This is a genomic window from Bacillus sp. 11C (assembly GCF_055486375.1).
The window spans coordinates 65,919-84,225 of sequence record NZ_JBUPVZ010000012.1; the positions used below are offsets into that span (position 1 = coordinate 65,919).

Here is an 18,307-nt window from a genome sequence, read left to right on the forward strand (position 1 = left end):
AGGCTTGTCCTCGTATACACTAAAAATAAGAACAGAAATTGAACATATGACGGAAGTAGCTAAATGAGTGACTAGGTCAATGTCACTGGGTGAAAAATGAATCCAATGCATCAAGCTTACCGATCATGTGTTCACATATAATGGAAGAAACAAGCTTTTTTCAGATTTGCCAGTATGTAGATATCGAAAATCATCGGAATCGTTTAAGGGGGCTGGATGGCCTGAAGTCGCTTTACGAAATAAGGGCTTTAGGAAGGTGATGATGAAGATGCTGCATCAGGTACTCATTGCTTGTGTAATTGGAGGAATCATGGGGATTCTCGGTCATGTGAAAAAGAGAGGCAGGCTGGAGAAACCCAGAATGACGAAGCGGTTTATCTACCTTGGATTTTTGGAAGATTGGTTTATCGGAATGACAGCTTCCATTTTACTTGTATTATCCGCTGACCCCGATTCAGGAATTCAACTTGTCATCTTATCCATTATCTCAGGCTACGGCGGTGAAGCTGTTCTCAGAAGTTTTGACTTTGTGAGAGAAATGAACAGCGGCGGCGAACCGGCCGAGTCCAAACGTCAAACCAAAACTCCACCCGAGTAATTGTCCTCAATCTCCGCCCGTTCAGGGTACATTCCCATTGTATACAAACCTGCTTGCACTTATGAACAGAATTCTATAAAATACAGTTAAGATTACGGTTGCGATAAGAACAATGAAGAGGAGCAGTAGGAAGCAGATATTGTTGCAGAGAGTTGACGGCTGGTGAAAGTCAATCAAGTTTGTTTCCGAACTCACCTCAGAGTTGCAGCGGTGAAAAGCCGCTGACGCATAACTGCGTTAAAAGTATCAAGTGAGTGCGGCGCATGCCGCGCTAACGAGGGTGGTACCGCGGGAAAACGAAAGTCTCTCGTCCCTTTTTGGGATGAGGGAGTTTTTTTTAGTTTGGGAATATTCTGAATATAATTCTCTCCTTCCCGTCAATACTTGAACCATACACGCCGTATTCAATCAGAAGGAGGTTTTTTACTTTGAGTTTTCAGCACAAAGAGATAGAAAAGAAATGGCAAACATACTGGCTTGAAAACAAAACATTTGCCACTCTTGATCATAATGAAAAACAAAAATTTTACGCGCTGGACATGTTCCCTTACCCGTCAGGAGCGGGCTTGCATGTCGGCCATCCTGAAGGGTATACAGCCACGGATATCCTGTCCCGTATGAAGCGTATGCAAGGCCACGATGTCCTTCATCCAATGGGCTGGGACGCATTCGGCTTGCCGGCTGAACAATACGCGCTTGATACAGGGAACGATCCCGCTATGTTTACGAAGCAGAATATCGATAATTTCCGCCGCCAAATTCAGTCGCTTGGCTTCTCATATGACTGGGATCGTGAAATCAATACGACTGACCCTGGATACTATAAATGGACGCAGTGGATTTTCTTAAAGCTATACGAAAAAGGCCTTGCTTACGTTGACGAAGTGCCTGTAAACTGGTGCCCTGCCCTCGGGACGGTTCTTGCCAATGAAGAAGTCATTGACGGCAAGAGCGAACGCGGCGGCCATCCGGTAGAGAGACGCCCGATGAGGCAGTGGATGCTGAAAATCACCGCCTATGCGGACAGGCTTCTCGAAGACTTGGAAGAGCTTGACTGGCCGGAAAGCATTAAAGATATGCAGCGCAACTGGATCGGCCGTTCTGAAGGTGCGCACGTTCATTTTGCTGTAGATGGACATGATGAATCCTTTACGGTATTTACGACAAGACCAGATACGCTGTTTGGCGCTACATACACTGTACTTGCTCCGGAACACGCATTGGTGGAACACATCACAACGGCAGAGCAAAAAGAAGCTGTAGAAGCATATATCAAAGAAATTCAATCAAAGAGTGACCTTGAGCGTACAGATCTTGCGAAAACAAAGACGGGCGTTTTCACAGGAGCCTATGCGATCAATCCTGTAAACGGAGAAACATTGCCGATCTGGATTGCGGATTACGTTCTTGCATCATATGGAACAGGTGCTGTCATGGCGGTTCCTGGTCACGATGAGCGTGATTTTGAATTCGCCAAAACATTCGGCCTTCCGGTGAAGGAAGTTGTGAAAGGCGGAAACGTTGAGGAAGCAGCGTACACTGGCGACGGCGAACACGTGAACTCTGATTTTCTAAACGGCCTTAACAAGCAGGAAGCAATTGCGAAAGTGATCGCTTGGCTGGAAGAAACGAAAAACGGCGAGAAGAAAGTGACATACCGTCTGCGTGACTGGCTCTTCAGCCGCCAGCGTTATTGGGGCGAGCCGATTCCGGTCATTCATTGGGAAGACGGAACATCAACGGCTGTGCCGGAAGAGGAGCTGCCGCTGATTTTGCCGAAAACGGATGAAATCAAACCGAGCGGAACAGGCGAATCACCGCTTGCGAACATCAAAGAGTGGGTGGAAGTCACAGACCCTGAGACAGGGAAAAAAGGAAGAAGAGAAACGAATACAATGCCGCAATGGGCGGGAAGCTGCTGGTATTTCTTGCGCTATATTGATCCGCGTAACCCGGATCAGCTGGCATCACCAGAGAAATTGGAAAAATGGCTTCCGGTTGATATGTATATCGGCGGCGCAGAACATGCCGTGCTTCACCTTCTGTATGCCCGCTTCTGGCATAAGTTCCTTTATGATATCGGTGTAGTGCCGACGAAAGAACCGTTCCAAAAGCTGTACAACCAAGGAATGATTCTCGGCGAAAACAACGAAAAAATGAGTAAATCTAAAGGGAACGTTGTCAACCCTGACGAAATCGTTGCCTCTCACGGCGCTGATACGCTAAGATTGTACGAAATGTTCATGGGACCGCTTGATGCTTCAATCGCCTGGTCTGAATCAGGCTTAGACGGCGCGCGCCGCTTCCTTGACCGTGTATGGCGCCTGTTTGTTGAAGAAAGCGGTGAGCTTAATGGCAAAATCGTTGAAGGCGCTGGTGAAACATTGGAGCGCGTATATCATGAAACGGTCATGAAAGTCACAGATCATTACGAAGGTCTTCGTTTCAACACGGGTATTTCCCAGCTGATGGTCTTTATTAATGAAGCTTATAAAGCGTCAGAGCTTCCAAAAGAATATGTGGAAGGCTTCGTAAAGCTTCTTTCTCCAATCGCGCCTCACTTAGCGGAAGAGCTTTGGGAGAAGCTTGGCCATTCCGATACGATTGCTTATGAAGCTTGGCCCGTATATGATGAAACAAAACTTGTGGATGATCAAGTTGAAATCGTTGTTCAGCTAAACGGAAAAGTAAAAGCGAAATTACAGGTTCCTGCCGATGCGACGAAAGAACAGCTGGAACAGCTTGCTCAAGCAGATGAAAAGGTCAAAGAGCAGCTTGAAGGCAAAACGATTCGAAAAATCATCGCGGTGCCTGGCAAGCTTGTCAATATTGTGGCAAACTAAGCCTGAGAAAAAATCCCCTTGCCGAAAGGGGATTTTTTTCATCAGCCTCTGAATAGCAATCGCCCGGCTGACTTTGCTATACTGAACATGATCATTGTGAATAGGAGTGTTTTCTTTGGAGATAAAAGAAATCAGCACAGCCGTTTTAAAAGAAAAAATTGAAGCGGACGAAGAATTATATTTGATTGATGTCAGAGAAGATGAAGAGGTGGCGGAAGGCATGATCCCGCAAGCCGTTCATATTCGCATGGGGGATATTCCTGAAAAAATGGATACCCTTGATAAAGACAAAGAGTACGTGTTTATCTGCCGCTCAGGCATGCGCAGCATGAATGTCTGCAAGTACTTGGATGAGCAGGGCTTTAAAACCGTCAACGTTGAAGGCGGCATGATGGCCTGGGAAGGCGAAACAAAACCAAAAAACTAGGGGAGAGCGGTCCCCTAGTTTTTTATTTGTATTCCGGCAGCCAATCGCCGTGTGCTGTGAATAAATCGTCACACATGGAGATGATGTCAGTCATGGAAAGTTCCGCGCTTGTATGCGGATCAAGCATTGCGGCTTGGTAAACCGCTTCTTTTTTCAGTGTGACAGCGGCTTCAATTGTCATCAGCTGTGTATTAATATTCGTCCGGTTTAAGGCTGCAAGCTGCTCAGGCAGTTCTCCGGCGAAGCACGGCGTTATTTTTTTTCTGTCGGCGACGCATGTCACTTCCACAACCGCTTTTGAAGGAAGATTGGTGATCAACCCTGTATTCAAGACGTTTCCCCCGAAGGTGAACGGCTCGTTCGTTTCCATTGCTTCTATAATTCTTGAACCATATTCCTTTGAGCGTTCGTGCGTAAGGTTTTTATTATTGACGATTTCATCCCGCATTTTCTCCCAATTTTGAATCTGTTTGACGCATCTTCTTGGATATTCATCGAGCGGGATTTGCAGCTCACTGATCAGCTCGGGATAGTTCCGTTTAATAAAGTATGGATGGTATTCTGCGTTGTGTTCGGACGATTCCGTGACGTAATAGCCGAACTTATCCATCAATTCAAACCGCACCATATCATGGTGTTTTGTTTTTTGTTTTTCTTTTGCTCTCCTTTTGATTTCTGGATATAGATCTACGCCGTCTTTTTTGACTTCCAAAAGCCAAGCCATATGGTTGATGCCCGCGATGCGCTCCTCGATTCCGCCATGCTCCATTCCAAGAGATTTGAATAAATCCTTCGTGCACACTTGGACACTGTGGCAGAGCCCGATTGTTTTGATACTAGTATAGCGAAGCATGGCGCCTGTAAGAGAGGCCATCGGATTTGTATAATTTAAAAACCACGCATCCGGGCACATGTCCTCCATATCTTTTGCGATATCAAATAAGACCGGGATGGTTCTGAGTGATCTGAAGATCCCGCCGATGCCGACTGTGTCGGCAATCGTCTGGCGCAGCCCGTACCGTTTAGGAATCTCGAAATCTATGACTGTGCTCGGTTTATATCCTCCAACCTGAATGGCATTAATGACATAGCTTGCGTTCTGTAAGGCGAGTTTTCTATCATCATAGCTATTGATGGCCACACTCGGGTTATAACGGTCTCTCAGATTTTCAAGCATCAGCTGGGATTCCTGCAGGCGTTTCGGATCAATGTCGTAAAGGGCGAATTCAAATCCATTCAGCGCTTCTGTTAACAAGCAGTCTCCCAAAACATTTTTGGCGAAAATGGTGCTCCCTGCACCGATAAATGTAATCTTTTTCATATGGCTTCCTCCTTTAATGTTATCCTTTTACCGCTCCGGATGACAGGCCGGCAATAAAGTATTTTTGCAGCGCCAAAAACAGAATAACCATCGGCAGCATCGCTATAAGCGCTGCTGCGGCAACTAAATGCAGATTGTTGGCGTTTTCACCGAAAAATCCTGCCATGGCCACTGTTAAGGTCTGAACCTTTTGATCTTGTAAAAAGAAAATCGCAAATTGGTAGTCGTTCCATATGAAGACACAAGAAATAATACAGATGGTCGCAGTGATCGGTTTCAGCAGAGGAAACACGATCGTAAAAAAGATTTTCAGCATACCTGCGCCGTCTATTCGTGCGGCTTCTTCAATCTCTTTTGGAATGGTCGAACGGATAAAGCCTGAATACAAGAATACGGTTAACGGCATATAAGCCGCTGTATTGATCAAAATGGCGATTGCGTGTGTATTAACCATGCCGGCGTCCACAACCATTCTGTACAAGGGGACCATGGATGTTAACGGAGGGATGATCATAATGGAAATCAGCAAGGCAAAAACGGCTTTATTCAGCTTCGTTTCCCGCCGGGCAAGAGGGTAGGCGGCAAGAGAGCCGAATATGATCAATAACAAGGCAGAAAAACCTGTGATGATGATAGTGTTTATAAAAGAATTTCCTAATGAAGCACGTTCCCATGCTTCTGAAAAATTGTGAAAGGAGATGTCAGCTGGAAACAGCCATTTCGAACTGTAGTCTCCTTTTGCTTTCAATGAAGTGGTCAGCAGGATGTAAAAAGGAATAAAATGCGCACAGGCTACAATGGCGGCAAAAAGCGTAACGATCCGCAGTTTTTTTGAACGGGCGGCTTTCATGACATTTCCGTCTCCTTTCTTTTAAAGTACGCAAGCGCGCAAAAGCTGATGATCAAAATGACAAATGCCATAAATATGCCTTGCGTTGCGGCATAACCGGCATCCTGCCGTTTGAAATACAAATCATACATAAACGTGGACATGGATTGTGACGCATTTCCGGGGCCGCCCGCGGTGAGTGCGATAATGACATCAAATAGCTTTAAGCCTCCGATAATGTTGATGACCATATTAATCGTGATGGAGGGCATTAACAGCGGCAGCGTGATGGTGAAAAACTGCTGGCCTTGTTTTGCGCCATCCATTTGTGCAGCTTCATAGTAGTCTTTCGGAATGCTTTGCAGGCCGGCTAAGTAGACAACCATAGCAATCCCGACATATTGATACGTGTTTATCATGACAATGAGCCACGGATTGAGCGACGGACTGGCGAGCGCATTGATCGAGCCGATGCCAAATACACCGAGCAAATCGTTAAGCGCGCCTCCGTCGTAGGAGAAGAAAAAGTACCAAATATAGCCCATGATGAGCGGGCTGATCATGACCGGCAAATAGACAATTGTTCTTGTTATCGCTTTCATTTTGATGCTTTGATGCAAGAGCAGGGCGTACAGGAGTCCGACCACATTTTGAAAAAAAGTACTGCCGAGCCCGTAAAGCAGCGTGTTTTTTAAGGTGTGCCAAGTATCGGGATCAGAAAACAGTCTTTCATATTGCGCGAATCCCACCCATTGGTAGATTTGTGAAAAGCCGTTCCAGTTTGTAAAGGTGATCAATGCGCCTTTCACAAACGGATAAATCATAAAGACTAGAACGGAGAGCAAAGCAGGAAGGTACATCCACCAAAGTGAGGACTGCTTTTTCGGCTTAACCTGTTTCACATGAACGTCTCTTGCGATATCACTCATTGTTTTCAGCTCCCTGTGTTTCCGATTGCTCCCGTAGTCGTTTGTATTCTCTTCCCAGCTTCTTTGAAATCTCTTGAGGCGTCAAAATGTCAGCAGCAAGTTCCTGCCCGGCCGTGCCCAGAACGTCCCACATTCCGTTTGGCAGGTATAAACGGTCGAAGTAAGGCTCGACTTTGACATCCTGATAATGCTCATAGTCATTTGCGTAGAAAATATCAGCTTTTACATTGGTCAGCCCTGATGGAAGCGATGTGGCTTCAGCCATTTGTTTGGCATTGGCGGGACGGGCCATAAATGCGATGAATTCTTTCGCTTCTTTTACATGAGGCGAGTCTTTCCAAGCTGCAAGCGTGTAGCGTTCACCGCCGATCCATATCGGATCATCTCCGGCATGTATGGCAGGTGTCGGGATCATGCCAACCTTGACGTTCGGATTGATCTGGGCAACGTCTTGGCCGAGTGTGCCGCCTTGCATTGTAAAGGCGATTTTGTTTTGAGCCATTAATTCAATGAGTTGTGATTTTTTTGCGGTTACAGCGTCAATATTAATCAGTTTTTCTTTCTGCATTTGTTTAAGGATGTCTGATAAATAAGTGAATTTGCTCCAATTAAAGGTGCCGTTGATGAGCTGTTTTTTTTCATTATGGGCAGGATCTGTGATGAGAAGAGGCGTAGCGAATTGGTCGTAATATTGGGCAAATGAGCTTTTGTCATATCCGGCAAACCAGAAGGGAACGATACTTCCTTTGCTCTTTTCTTTAATCGTTCTCAGTGCTTTCAAAAAGTCATCCATCGTTTCCGGCGGGGCAATGCCGTAACGGTCTAACATATTGCGGTTATATGCCAGACCGTCTTTTGCCTGATTGATCGGATAGGCATACACCTTTCCGCTTTTATTTTTAAGGATGCTGTTTAAATTGGGATCGAGACCTTGAGTCCATTCCATATCCCGGAGATCCGCTGTATATTCTCCGTACCTGATTTTTCCCCAGCCATGTGTATCGAAAAGATCAGGCAAGTCATTGGCTGCCATTCTGACACGCATCATATTTTCATAGTCATTGCCTGGGAAATGAAGGCTGACACGAATGTCACTGTGTTCCTTTTCAAACGCTGTCGCCAGTTTTCTGAACGTAGCTCTTTCACTGTCCGTTGACATTGTAGAATAAATGGTTAACGTCTTTTTTTCGATATCTGCTGAGCTTTTCTCTGCTGAGCAGCCGGGCAGAATAACTAGAATAAGAGAGAGAAATAAAACAAAAGTGTGTTTCATCTTTTCCTCCTTATCATCGTGATGGTTGTTTTCTTATGTCATCTCCTTAGTTGTACAGCCGCAGCTTTGTCTCACGATTAATGTTGTGGGCATGGTGACATGGTGAGGAAGCGTTCGGCCATTTAGGCGGTCAAGCAGCAGTTTTACGCCTGTACGGCCCATTTCCTCTGTGTACACCTTCACCGTTGTTAATGGCGTGCTGGCAAATTCAGCTTCTTCAATGCCGTTAAAGCTGACGATCGCTGTATCCGGCGGCACTTGCAGTCCGGCTTCCTGGAGCGCTTTTAATGCGCCGATCGCCATGGAATCGCTGGCGATAAAGAATGCTTCCGGCAGATTACCTTGAGCGATTGCTTTCTTCATCAGGCGATAACCCTCACGCATGCTGTATTCTCCGATCAGCACATGCTCAGGCTGGGGGACGGCGGACTCCAAAAAGGCGGTCAGCCGTTTGTCTTCAATTGTTCTGCAGATGCTTTGGCCGTCCTTCAGCGTATGCTCTTTTTCCTGTCCGCCAATGTAACCTAGCCGTTTGTAACCAAGGCCGAAAAGGTGATCAATCGCTTGGCGTGAAGCGGATTCAAAATCAATGCCAATCGAATCGTATGTTTGCGGATCAGGAGAATGATTGATAAATACGGCATGCTCCAGCCTTCCGCTGATATGCTTAACTGCTTCATCATGAACACGGCCGATGACAATGACACCATCCAGTTCCCGAAAGATATGCTCCTGAAAGGAACCGAGATGAATCGAATTTGTAATGAAAATTTCCTGTTCAAAGCATTCTTTTTCAATGCCTTTGCGAATCGAAGAAAAATAAGGGTCCTGCCGTTCCTGATCAGGGGACAGACAGCTCAGTACGCCGATCAGCGGTTGGGTCCGCTGTTTTTGCCCGCGGGCTTTCCGGCGTTTAGCAACCGTTTGATAGCCGAGCTCTTCAGCGATAGTGATGACTCTTTGTCTCGTTTCGCCCGCAACAGAAAGCGACTCATCTTCATTTAAAATCCTGGAAACAGTCGCACTGGAAACATTAGCTTTTAAGGCGATATCTTTAATCCGAACCATGGTAATCCCTCTCATCTATTTAGTAAAATATGAACTCGTCTGTTTTTTATAAATTGATATTATCATGTGAAAGTAAGCGGTTACAACAATTATTTTCGGAATATTTCGTTATATTTACTAAACATTTAGTAAATGATGCGATTTAGTTTGAAAAAATAAAGGGTAAACCAGTTCTGTCTCGTAAATGTGAAGTAAGCGAATAAGGAAGGATGATGGAATGAGAGAGGAAAGAAGAAAGCAGCTGTTTCGATTGCTTGGAGATTTGCCTGATCGGAGGCAAATTAGGGCGGAGACATTACGTATTGAAGAAAGAGAAGGAAATATCATTGAAACGCTCCTGCTCGACTTAAACGGACATGAAAAGGTGCCTGCTTATTTTGTGAAGCCGGAGTCCGCAGATGGACCGTGTCCGTCCGTATTGTTTCAGCATTCGCATGGGGGGCGGTATGACAAGGGAAAAAGTGAACTGATTGAAGGAGCAGACTACTTGAAAGCGCCTTCTTTTGCCAGTGAGCTGACTTCTCTCGGGTATAGCGTGCTTGCGATTGATCATTGGGGGTTTGGAGATCGGCGGGGAAAAGCGGAAAGCGAGATTTTTAAAGAAATGCTTCTTACCGGAAGAGTGATGTGGGGCATGATGATTTATGACAGTTTAAGAGCGCTAGACTATATGCAGTCTCGCCCTGATGTTCAGCCTGACAGAATCGGAACCATCGGCATGTCTATGGGAGGATTGATGGCGTGGTGGACTACGGCGCTTGATGACCGGATCAAGGTGTGTGTGGATTTGTGCAGCCAGGTAGATCATCATGTGCTGATGAAAACACAGAACCTTGACCGGCACGGCTTTTATTATTACGTCCCGTCGCTTGCAAAATATTTTTCCGCATCTGAAATCCAAAGCCTGATCGCGCCGCGCCCGCACCTTAGCCTTGTGGGTGCACACGACCGGTTAACGCCGGCTGAGGGTGTGAACAAAATCGAAAAAGAATTGTCAGCTGTGTATGCTGAACAGGGAGCTTCTGATTGTTATCGGGTGGCCCGTTCCGCTTCAGGGCATTTCGAAACGGCCGTCATGAGGCATGAAGCTGTCCGGTTTTTGCAAAAGCGGCTGTGACGGTTACGGGAAACTGGCAGAAAGGCGCAGACTTGAGCGAGGGATGTGGAACCAATGGAAGTACAAGATATTTTGGATTGGGCTTTCCGGAGGCATCTCAATCCATTAAGCTGGTATATTCGCCCCCTCTTTTTACTCGTATTGGTTTATGCTGCGTATAAGCGCAGCTGGAAAGGCATCATCATCACTTTTGTATTGATGATGAGCAGTATGGTCTGGTTTCCAGAACCTAAGAAGATTCACTTGCAAATGCAAAAAGTGCTCGAATTCGAGCAAATGCTTTTAAGCAGTCCGGTCTCGGCTGTTTTAACAATTTCTTTCATGATGGTTTTTCTCGGTTTTATTTTGGCTGCTTTCTGGAAGCGGTCGCTTGTATTTGGTTTAATCCTATTGAATGTGACACTCGCTGGGAAGGTGGCTCTCTCCTTATTTTTCACAGGCGAGAATGGCTGGGCGCCGTTAGGCAGTACGATTTTTGGGCTGGTGATGGTAAATGGGATCGGCTTGTTCATTAAGTATCGAAATCGAAAAAAACGAAGAGGAATAGACATCTAAGGCTAGGACCGTTTTACTGTAAAAACGGTCTTTTTGCTCGTTTCAACAATCAGCCTCAAAACAAAATGAAGATTTCTTATATTGACAGAATCATATGTGAATAATAATATTCTAATTGTTAACTTTTATTTATAATAGGTTAACAATTAGAATAGGATAGGATATACGTTCTTCAGTTATCAGTGAAAGGGCGAGATGGGATGCAAGAAGAAACATTTTATAGTGTCAGAATGAGGGCTTCAATGAATGGATCTCATGAGGATGGCGGAAAGCATATATCCGGCGGAGAACGGCTTATTCCATTTCATGAGATGAAGCGCACAGTCAATGCCTTATTAGAAAAAGGATTATCCCATTCAAGAGGAAAACCGGATTTTATGCAAATACAATTCGAAGAGGTTCATGAACCGATTAAAGCTATTCAGCCATTGCCAGTTCATACACACGAAGTGAGCTCCCCGGAAGAGGGACAAGTGCTTGCCCGATTGTTACTGGAAAGAGAAGGCGTTTCACGGGAAATGATTGAAAAAGCATATGAACAAATCCCTGAATGGTCGGGTGTCAGAGGAGCAGTTGTGTTTGATATTCACTCAGGGAAGCGGGTTGATCAAACGCGGGTGTCCAGAATAGATTGGACGGACGCCAATTTTGAAAAATGGGCGAGTCGCTTTCACGTGCCGGCACATCCAAGAATAAAAGAAGCTCTTGCACTTGCTTCAAAGGTTAGCCGGCACCCGATAACCATTGCGGAATTATGCTGGTCAGATGACCCTGATTACATAACAGGCTACGTTGCGGGTAAAAAAATGGGCTATCAGCGTATTACAGCAATGAAAGAATACGGGATTGAAGAGGGCTGCCGCATCTTTTTTATTGATGGCCCTGAAGATGCCAACACGTACATTCATGAACTGGAGAAACAGCCTATTTTGATAGAGTGGGAGGAAGACCATGACTCATGATTTGATAGAAAACAGTAAAAAGCACCTTTGGCTGCCATTTACCCAAATGAAAGATTATGATGAAAACCCATTAATCATCGAAAGCGGCAATGGAATCAAAGTCAAAGACATAAACGGCAAGGAATACTATGACGGTTTTTCTTCTGTTTGGCTTAATGTCCATGGGCACCGCAAAAAGGAATTAGATGACGCCATAAAAAAACAGCTCGGAAAAATCGCGCACTCCACGTTATTGGGCATGACCAATGTTCCTGCAACCCAGCTTGCTGAAACATTAATCAACATCAGCCCGAAAAACCTTACGCGGGTCTTTTATTCAGACAGCGGTGCAGAAGCGATGGAAATCGCCTTGAAAATGGCGTTTCAATATTGGAAGAACATCGGAAGGCCTGAGAAACAAACATTTATTGCAATGAAAAATGGCTATCACGGTGATACGATTGGCGCCGTCAGTGTCGGTTCAATTGAGCTGTTCCACCACGTATACGGCCCGTTAATGTTTGATAGCTACAAAGCTCCGATTCCTTATGTGTACCGCTCTGAAAGCGGTGATCCTGACGAGTGCCGTGATGAATGCCTGCGAGAGCTTGAACAGCTGCTCGAGGAACATCACGGGGAAATTGCCGCGCTTTCCATTGAATCAATGGTTCAAGGAGCGTCCGGTATGATTGTGATGCCGGAAGGATATTTGGCGGGTGTGCGCGAGCTATGTACAACATACGATGTGTTAATGATCGTTGATGAAGTCGCTACAGGTTTTGGCCGTACCGGAAAAATGTTTGCGTGTGAGCACGAGCATGTCCAGCCTGATCTGATGGCTGCCGGCAAAGGCATTACGGGAGGCTATTTGCCAATCGCCGTTACGTTTGCCACTGAAGACATCTATAAGGCATTTTATGATGATTATGAAAACCAAAAAACTTTTTTCCATGGCCATTCCTATACGGGAAATCAGCTTGGCTGTGCGGTAGCGCTTGAAAATCTGGCATTATTTGAATCTGATAACATTGTTGAACAAGTAGCGCAAAAAAGTGAAAAGCTCCATTTCCTTCTTCAAGATCTGTACGCTCTTCCTCATGTGGGGGATATTCGGCAGCTGGGCTTTATGTGCGGCGCAGAGCTTGTTCAATCAAAGGAAAGCAAAAAGCCTTATCCTGCTGATCGGCGGGTCGGATACAAAGTTTCCTTAAAAATGCGAGAGCTTGGCATGCTGACAAGGCCGCTTGGGGACGTGATTGCATTTCTGCCTCCTCTCGCCAGCACAGCTGAAGAGCTCGCTGAAATGATTGACATTATGAAACAAGCGATCGAAGAGGTTACAAGCCTTGAAGCTTGACGCCTGGTTAAACGAGCGGTTAGACAGAGTGAAGGCAGCCGGCGTATACCGTAATTTGCGGGCAATGAATGGGGCTCCGTTTCCAGAAAGGAACATTGAGGGAGAGAATCAAACGGTCTGGTCTTCAAACAATTATTTAGGACTCGCAAGCCATAGCCGCTTGATCTCCGCGGCCCAAGAAGCACTGCGGCAATTCGGGGCGGGAAGCAGCGGCTCCCGTTTAACGACAGGCAATTCGGTTTGGCACGAAAAGCTTGAAAAAAAGATCGCCACCTTTAAACGGACGGAAGCGGCTTTGCTGTTTTCGAGCGGTTATTTGGCCAATGCCGGTGTCCTTTCATCATTGCCGGAAAAAGAAGATGTCATTTTAAGTGATCAATTAAATCATGCGAGTATCATTGATGGCTGCCGGCTGTCTAAGGCTGATACAGTTGTTTATCGGCATATTGATATGGATGATCTTGAAAACAAGCTGAACGAAACACAGCGTTATCAGCACCGTTTTATCGTAACAGATGGGGTCTTCAGCATGGATGGCACGATTGCCCCTCTTGATCAGATCATCTCGCTTGCGAGACGCTATCATGCCTTCGTGATCGTTGATGATGCCCACGCCACAGGTGTTTTGGGTGATTCGGGAGGGGGAACGAGTGAATACTTTGGCGTTTGTCCTGACATTGTGATCGGCACCTTAAGCAAAGCGGTTGGCGCAGAGGGAGGTTTCGCCGCAGGTTCAGCGGTCGCCATCGACTTCTTGCTCAACCATGCCAGAACATTTATCTTTCAAACCGCCATTCCGCCAGCCAGCTGTGCGGCTGCTTATGAAGCTTTCAACATCATTGAAGCCAGCAGGGAAAAACGGCAGCTTTTATTTTCTGATATCAACATGATCAGAACCAGTCTGAAGGACATGGGGTATTTGGTAAAAGGGGATCACACGCCGATTATTCCTGTGGTCATCGGCGATGCTCGAAAAACGGTCACATTTGCTGAAAAGCTGCAGGACAAGGGGATTTATGCCCCGGCCATTCGGCCGCCGACCGTTGCGCCAGGTGAAAGCCGGATCAGATTAACAATCACCGCTGACCACAGAATGAGTGATATTGATCATTTGCTGACATCATTTCATTCCATTGGAAAGGAGCTGCACATCATTTGAGGGGTTTTTTTGTGACAGGAACAGATACAGAAGTGGGGAAAACGGTTATATCTAGCGGTCTTGCCGCTTTATTACGAGAACATAACAGAGATGTCGGGGTGTTTAAACCATTTTTAAGCGGCATATCTCGCCATCATCCGGATAGCGATACAAGTCTGCTGAAGTCTATGTCGCAGACGAGTCTTTCTCAGGAAGACATTACACCTTTTGCCTTCAAAGCGCCGCTTGCACCATACGTTGCAGGGAAGCTGGAGGGAAAGGCTGTCACCATGGAAGAGGTCTTAAGCCATTGGGAGCGGATAAGAGAAAAACATGAATGCTTCATCGTAGAAGGTGCGGGCGGTATTTCTGTGCCGTTGGGAGAGGATTTTTTAGTCAGCCATGTCATAAAAGCGCTGCAGCTTCCCATGATCATTGTGGCACGTCCTCATCTTGGGACGGTTAATCATACATTTTTAACTGTCCAATATGCAAAAAGCATGGGTCTGCCAATCGCCGGAATTGTCATCAATGGAATCAGTGCTTCTCCTGCTGATGATGAAAAAACCAATCCTGAAATGATTGAGCGCTTATGCGGTGTGCCGATTTTAGGGGTTACGCCACAGCTTGCCAATGTGACGAAAGAAACCGTTCTACATATGGTAAAAGACCATATCAATCTATCATTACTGATGAATCAAGTGGGGGTATGAGAATGAATCAATGGATGGAACTCGCAGACCGGGTGCTGGCTGGAACAGAAGTGACCAACGAAGAAGCGCTTTCGATATTAAACTGTCCAGATGAAGACATCTTGCTTTTGATGCATGGAGCTTTTCAAATCAGAAAACACTTTTACGGCAAAAAAGTAAAGCTCAATATGATTATGAATGCGAAATCGGGACTCTGTCCGGAAAACTGCGGCTATTGTTCACAGTCTTCGATTTCGAAAGCGCCGATTCAGGCTTACCGGATGGTGAATAAGGATACGCTTCTCGAAGGCGCAAAGCGGGCGCACGATCTGAATATTGGCACATATTGTATCGTGGCAAGCGGCAGGGGGCCGTCCAACAGAGAAGTGGATCAGGTCGTAGACGCGGTGCAGGAAATTAAAGAGACGTATGGACTGAAGGTTTGTGCGTGCCTCGGGCTGTTAAAGCCGGAGCAGGCGAAGCGGCTGAAAGAAGCCGGAGTAGACCGCTATAACCATAATTTGAATACGTCACAGAGAAACCATTCCAACATCACGACTTCACATACATACGATGACAGGGTCAATACGGTTGAAGTGGCAAAAGAATCAGGGCTGTCTCCGTGTTCAGGCGCCATTATCGGAATGAAGGAGACGAAACAGGACGTCATCGACATCGCCAAAAGCTTGAAGGTCCTTGATGCGGATTCCATTCCGGTGAATTTTTTACATGCGATTGACGGCACGCCATTAGAAGGCGTTAACGAATTAAATCCGCTGTATTGTTTAAAAGTGCTGGCGCTGTTCCGTTTTATCAACCCGTCAAAAGAAATCCGCATTTCCGGAGGAAGAGAGGTCAATCTACGCTCATTGCAGCCATTGGGTCTTTACGCCGCTAACTCCATTTTTGTCGGAGATTACTTAACAACTGCCGGACAGGAGGAGACGGAGGACCATAAAATGCTGAGTGATGTAGGCTTTGAAGTCGAATCAGTCGAAGAAATGAAGGCTAGTTTAAGCGTGAAAAGCTAAAAGAATCAATAAAAGCAGTCGGTGTAATGTCGATTGCTTTTATTGTTGAACAAAAGGAGAAGATCACATGACAATTGCATTTCAAACTGCATCCTCTGCGTTTTTGAAAAACCCATATCCTTTTTACGAAACATTGCGCGCTGTTCATCCTATATATAAAGGGAGTTTCTTGAAATACCCGGGCTGGTACGTTACAGGATATGAAGAAGCGGCAGCTATTTTAAAAGATGCGAGATTCAAAGTTCGTGCTCCGCTGCCGGAAACGTCAATCAAATATCAAGATCTTAAACATGTACAAAATCAAATGATGCTGTTTCAGAATCAGCCTGATCATAGGCGATTGCGGACGATGGCCAGCGGAGCGTTTACCCCAAGAATGTCAGCATGCTATCGCCCGTATATCGATGAAACTGTCCACTACTTGCTAGATCAAGTGCAAGCTGAAAAAAAGATGGAGGTCATTTCGGACTTTGCTTTTCCTTTGGCAAGCTACGTCATTGCTAACATGATAGGTGTGCCGGCCGAAGATAGGGAGCAATTAAAAGAATGGGCTTTAAGTCTCGTTCAAACGATTGATTTTACCCGGTCAAGAAAGGCTTTAACAGAGGGCAATCATATCGCTGTACAGGCTATGGCATATTTTAGAGAGCTGATTCAAAAGCGGAAACGCCATCCTAAACAGGATATGATCAGCATGCTTTTGAATGGGACAGAAAAGAATAAGCTGACGGAAGAGGAAGCGGCATCTACGTGCATACTCCTGGCGATTGCCGGACATGAGACAACGGTCAATCTTATCAGCAATTCAATCCTTTGTCTGCTGCGGCATCCAGAACAGCTTTTGAAGCTAAAAGAAAACCCTGATCTGATCGGTACCACAATTGAGGAATGTTTACGCTATGAGAGCCCCACGCAAATGACAGCCAGAGTTGCCCCAGAAGATATTGACATTAGCGGGGTGACGATCCGTCAAGGGGAACAAATCTATCTTCTATTAGGGGCTGCCAATCGAGATCCAAACATATTCACGCAGGCAGATGTCTTTGATATAACCAGAAACCCTAATCCGCACCTCTCATTCGGACATGGCCATCATGTTTGCATAGGATCCTCGCTGGCACGATTAGAAGCACAAATTGCGATTCATACCCTGCTGCAGCGAATGACCGGTCTTAAGCTCGCTGTTTCTGAATGCCGATACCGGCCGCTTTTTGGCTTTCGGGCGCTTGAAGAGCTGCCAGTGACTTTTGACTAAACCAGCATGTGAGTGCCAAAAAAAGTGTCAGCCCCGCCGAAAATGGGCAATCTATAAAAAAGGGGAGTGAACACAGTGAAAAAAGTGCTGATCGCCGGCGGAAATGGTGTGATTGGAAGACTGCTGGCTGAAGGGCTTACAGCAGATTATGAAGTGACAGTGCTTGATAAAGATCATTTCGATGGCAAAGCTTCTTCCATTCAGGCTGACGCGGCAAATTATGGGGAGCTGTTGAAGAAGATTCCGAAAGATACAGATGTGATCTTGAATTTATTGGCTGTTAAAATCAAATACGATGTCATGGACATCAATGAATTTGAGAAAATGACGGATGTTTTCTATAGGGCAAGCTATTACTTGTGCCGCGCCGCAGCGGAGCTCGGCATTCAAAAGCTCGTGTTCGCCAGCAGCAACCATGTCACAGATGTATACGAAAAGGACGGGCGTTCTCTCTTAGGGCGGGAAATCACAACAAGTGATTATCCGCTGTCAAAAAACTTGTACGGTGTATTAAAGCTGACCTCTGAACAGATCGGCCATTTATTTTATTTGGAAAATAAGCTTTCAGTAATCAACCTTCGAATCGGAACAGTCGTCACAGATGAAATGGATACGCTGCATGAAAAAGAACGGGTGAAAAAGACGCTACTGTCTCATCCCGATTTACTTTCGATTTTCAAAGCTGCCATTGAAACCAATATCCGGTACGGCACGTATTACGCCGTCTCTGACAACCAGGGCCGGCCGTGGTCTATTGCATCCGCTGTTAACGAACTCGGTTTTTCGCCCCAAATCAATACATCCGAACTTCTGGAAGAGGAAGAGAACGGAGCATAATCATTTTCTAAGATTATGCTCTTTTTCTTTTGTCATCAGTTCTCATTCACGGCAAGCCCCGCAGCGAAAGGGACTCTGTTCAAATGATTATAGACA

At 45.8% G+C, this 18,307-nt stretch carries 17 protein-coding genes and 1 other annotated feature; of the genes, 12 read left to right on the forward strand and 5 right to left on the reverse strand.

Annotated elements, in window-relative coordinates; genetic code table 11:
* Window positions 1-262: 262 nt before the first annotated feature.
* The 3 genes from ACY3LV_RS16105 to ACY3LV_RS16115 all read left to right on the forward strand — a co-directional run bounded on the left by ACY3LV_RS16105 (window position 263) and on the right by ACY3LV_RS16115 (window position 3,868).
* Window positions 263-598, forward strand: coding sequence for a DUF4257 domain-containing protein (locus tag ACY3LV_RS16105; protein ID WP_003223352.1), 336 nt, complete (start codon window positions 263-265; stop codon window positions 596-598).
* Window positions 599-701: 103 nt separating this feature from the next.
* Window positions 702-916, forward strand: a binding site (T-box leader).
* Window positions 917-1,026: 110 nt separating this feature from the next.
* A complete protein-coding gene (leuS, locus tag ACY3LV_RS16110; RefSeq protein ID WP_464864160.1) occupies window positions 1,027-3,441 on the forward strand; it encodes a leucine--tRNA ligase in 2,415 nt (804 codons plus the stop codon).
* Between the two features lie 115 nt (window positions 3,442-3,556).
* Window positions 3,557-3,868, forward strand: coding sequence for a rhodanese-like domain-containing protein (locus tag ACY3LV_RS16115; RefSeq protein WP_148962395.1), 312 nt, complete (start codon window positions 3,557-3,559; stop codon window positions 3,866-3,868).
* Window positions 3,869-3,890: 22 nt separating this feature from the next.
* Here the strand turns inward: ACY3LV_RS16115 and melA are convergent, their stop codons facing one another.
* The 5 genes from melA to ACY3LV_RS16140 are packed head-to-tail and all read right to left on the reverse strand — an operon-like array spanning window position 3,891 to window position 9,288.
* Entirely contained in the window at window positions 3,891-5,189 is a 1,299-nt protein-coding gene (melA, locus tag ACY3LV_RS16120; protein ID WP_464864161.1) for an alpha-galactosidase MelA, read from the reverse strand.
* A gap of 19 nt (window positions 5,190-5,208) precedes the next feature.
* Window positions 5,209-6,039 carry a carbohydrate ABC transporter permease gene (locus ACY3LV_RS16125; protein ID WP_464864162.1) on the reverse strand — a complete coding sequence of 277 codons (831 nt, stop codon included), beginning with the start codon at window positions 6,037-6,039 and terminating at the stop codon, window positions 5,209-5,211.
* Window positions 6,036-6,947: a carbohydrate ABC transporter permease gene (locus ACY3LV_RS16130; protein ID WP_464864164.1), complete on the reverse strand. Its 912-nt coding sequence runs from the start codon at window positions 6,945-6,947 to the stop codon at window positions 6,036-6,038. Before ACY3LV_RS16130 ends, ACY3LV_RS16125 begins: the two co-directional genes overlap by 4 nt.
* The gene (locus ACY3LV_RS16135) at window positions 6,940-8,220 is read right to left on the reverse strand and encodes an ABC transporter substrate-binding protein (protein WP_148962391.1); all 1,281 of its coding nucleotides are present in this window, start codon (window positions 8,218-8,220) and stop codon (window positions 6,940-6,942) included. Before ACY3LV_RS16135 ends, ACY3LV_RS16130 begins: the two co-directional genes overlap by 8 nt.
* A 33-nt stretch (window positions 8,221-8,253) precedes the next feature.
* A complete protein-coding gene (locus ACY3LV_RS16140) occupies window positions 8,254-9,288 on the reverse strand; it encodes a LacI family DNA-binding transcriptional regulator (protein WP_464864165.1) in 1,035 nt (344 codons plus the stop codon).
* Between the two features lie 217 nt (window positions 9,289-9,505).
* Between ACY3LV_RS16140 and ACY3LV_RS16145 the strand changes: the two genes are divergently transcribed.
* The 9 genes from ACY3LV_RS16145 (at window position 9,506) to ACY3LV_RS16185 (ending at window position 18,211) form a co-directional block, all read left to right on the forward strand.
* Window positions 9,506-10,405, forward strand: coding sequence for a dienelactone hydrolase family protein (locus ACY3LV_RS16145; protein ID WP_464864166.1), 900 nt, complete (start codon window positions 9,506-9,508; stop codon window positions 10,403-10,405).
* A gap of 54 nt (window positions 10,406-10,459) precedes the next feature.
* Window positions 10,460-10,960, forward strand: a complete 501-nt coding sequence (locus ACY3LV_RS16150) for a hypothetical protein (RefSeq protein ID WP_148962388.1) — start codon at window positions 10,460-10,462, stop codon at window positions 10,958-10,960.
* Window positions 10,961-11,160: 200 nt separating this feature from the next.
* Window positions 11,161-11,922 carry a 6-carboxyhexanoate--CoA ligase gene (bioW, locus tag ACY3LV_RS16155; protein WP_464864167.1) on the forward strand — a complete coding sequence of 254 codons (762 nt, stop codon included), beginning with the start codon at window positions 11,161-11,163 and terminating at the stop codon, window positions 11,920-11,922.
* Window positions 11,912-13,258, forward strand: a complete 1,347-nt coding sequence (bioA, locus tag ACY3LV_RS16160) for an adenosylmethionine--8-amino-7-oxononanoate transaminase (protein ID WP_464864168.1) — start codon at window positions 11,912-11,914, stop codon at window positions 13,256-13,258. The genes bioW and bioA overlap by 11 nt, the downstream gene beginning before the upstream one ends.
* Complete coding sequence (gene bioF, locus ACY3LV_RS16165) at window positions 13,248-14,417, forward strand: 8-amino-7-oxononanoate synthase (protein ID WP_464864170.1); 1,170 nt, start codon at window positions 13,248-13,250, stop codon at window positions 14,415-14,417. Before bioA ends, bioF begins: the two co-directional genes overlap by 11 nt.
* Complete coding sequence (gene bioD, locus ACY3LV_RS16170) at window positions 14,414-15,109, forward strand: dethiobiotin synthase (protein WP_333562032.1); 696 nt, start codon at window positions 14,414-14,416, stop codon at window positions 15,107-15,109. The genes bioF and bioD overlap by 4 nt, the downstream gene beginning before the upstream one ends.
* 2 nt (window positions 15,110-15,111) lie before the next feature.
* Entirely contained in the window at window positions 15,112-16,119 is a 1,008-nt protein-coding gene (bioB, locus tag ACY3LV_RS16175) for a biotin synthase BioB (RefSeq protein ID WP_414956486.1), read from the forward strand.
* 67 nt (window positions 16,120-16,186) lie between these two features.
* Entirely contained in the window at window positions 16,187-17,374 is a 1,188-nt protein-coding gene (locus ACY3LV_RS16180) for a cytochrome P450 (protein WP_464864171.1), read from the forward strand.
* Window positions 17,375-17,449: 75 nt separating this feature from the next.
* Window positions 17,450-18,211: an NAD-dependent epimerase/dehydratase family protein gene (locus ACY3LV_RS16185; RefSeq protein ID WP_148962382.1), complete on the forward strand. Its 762-nt coding sequence runs from the start codon at window positions 17,450-17,452 to the stop codon at window positions 18,209-18,211.
* The last annotated feature ends 96 nt before the right edge of the window (window positions 18,212-18,307 follow it).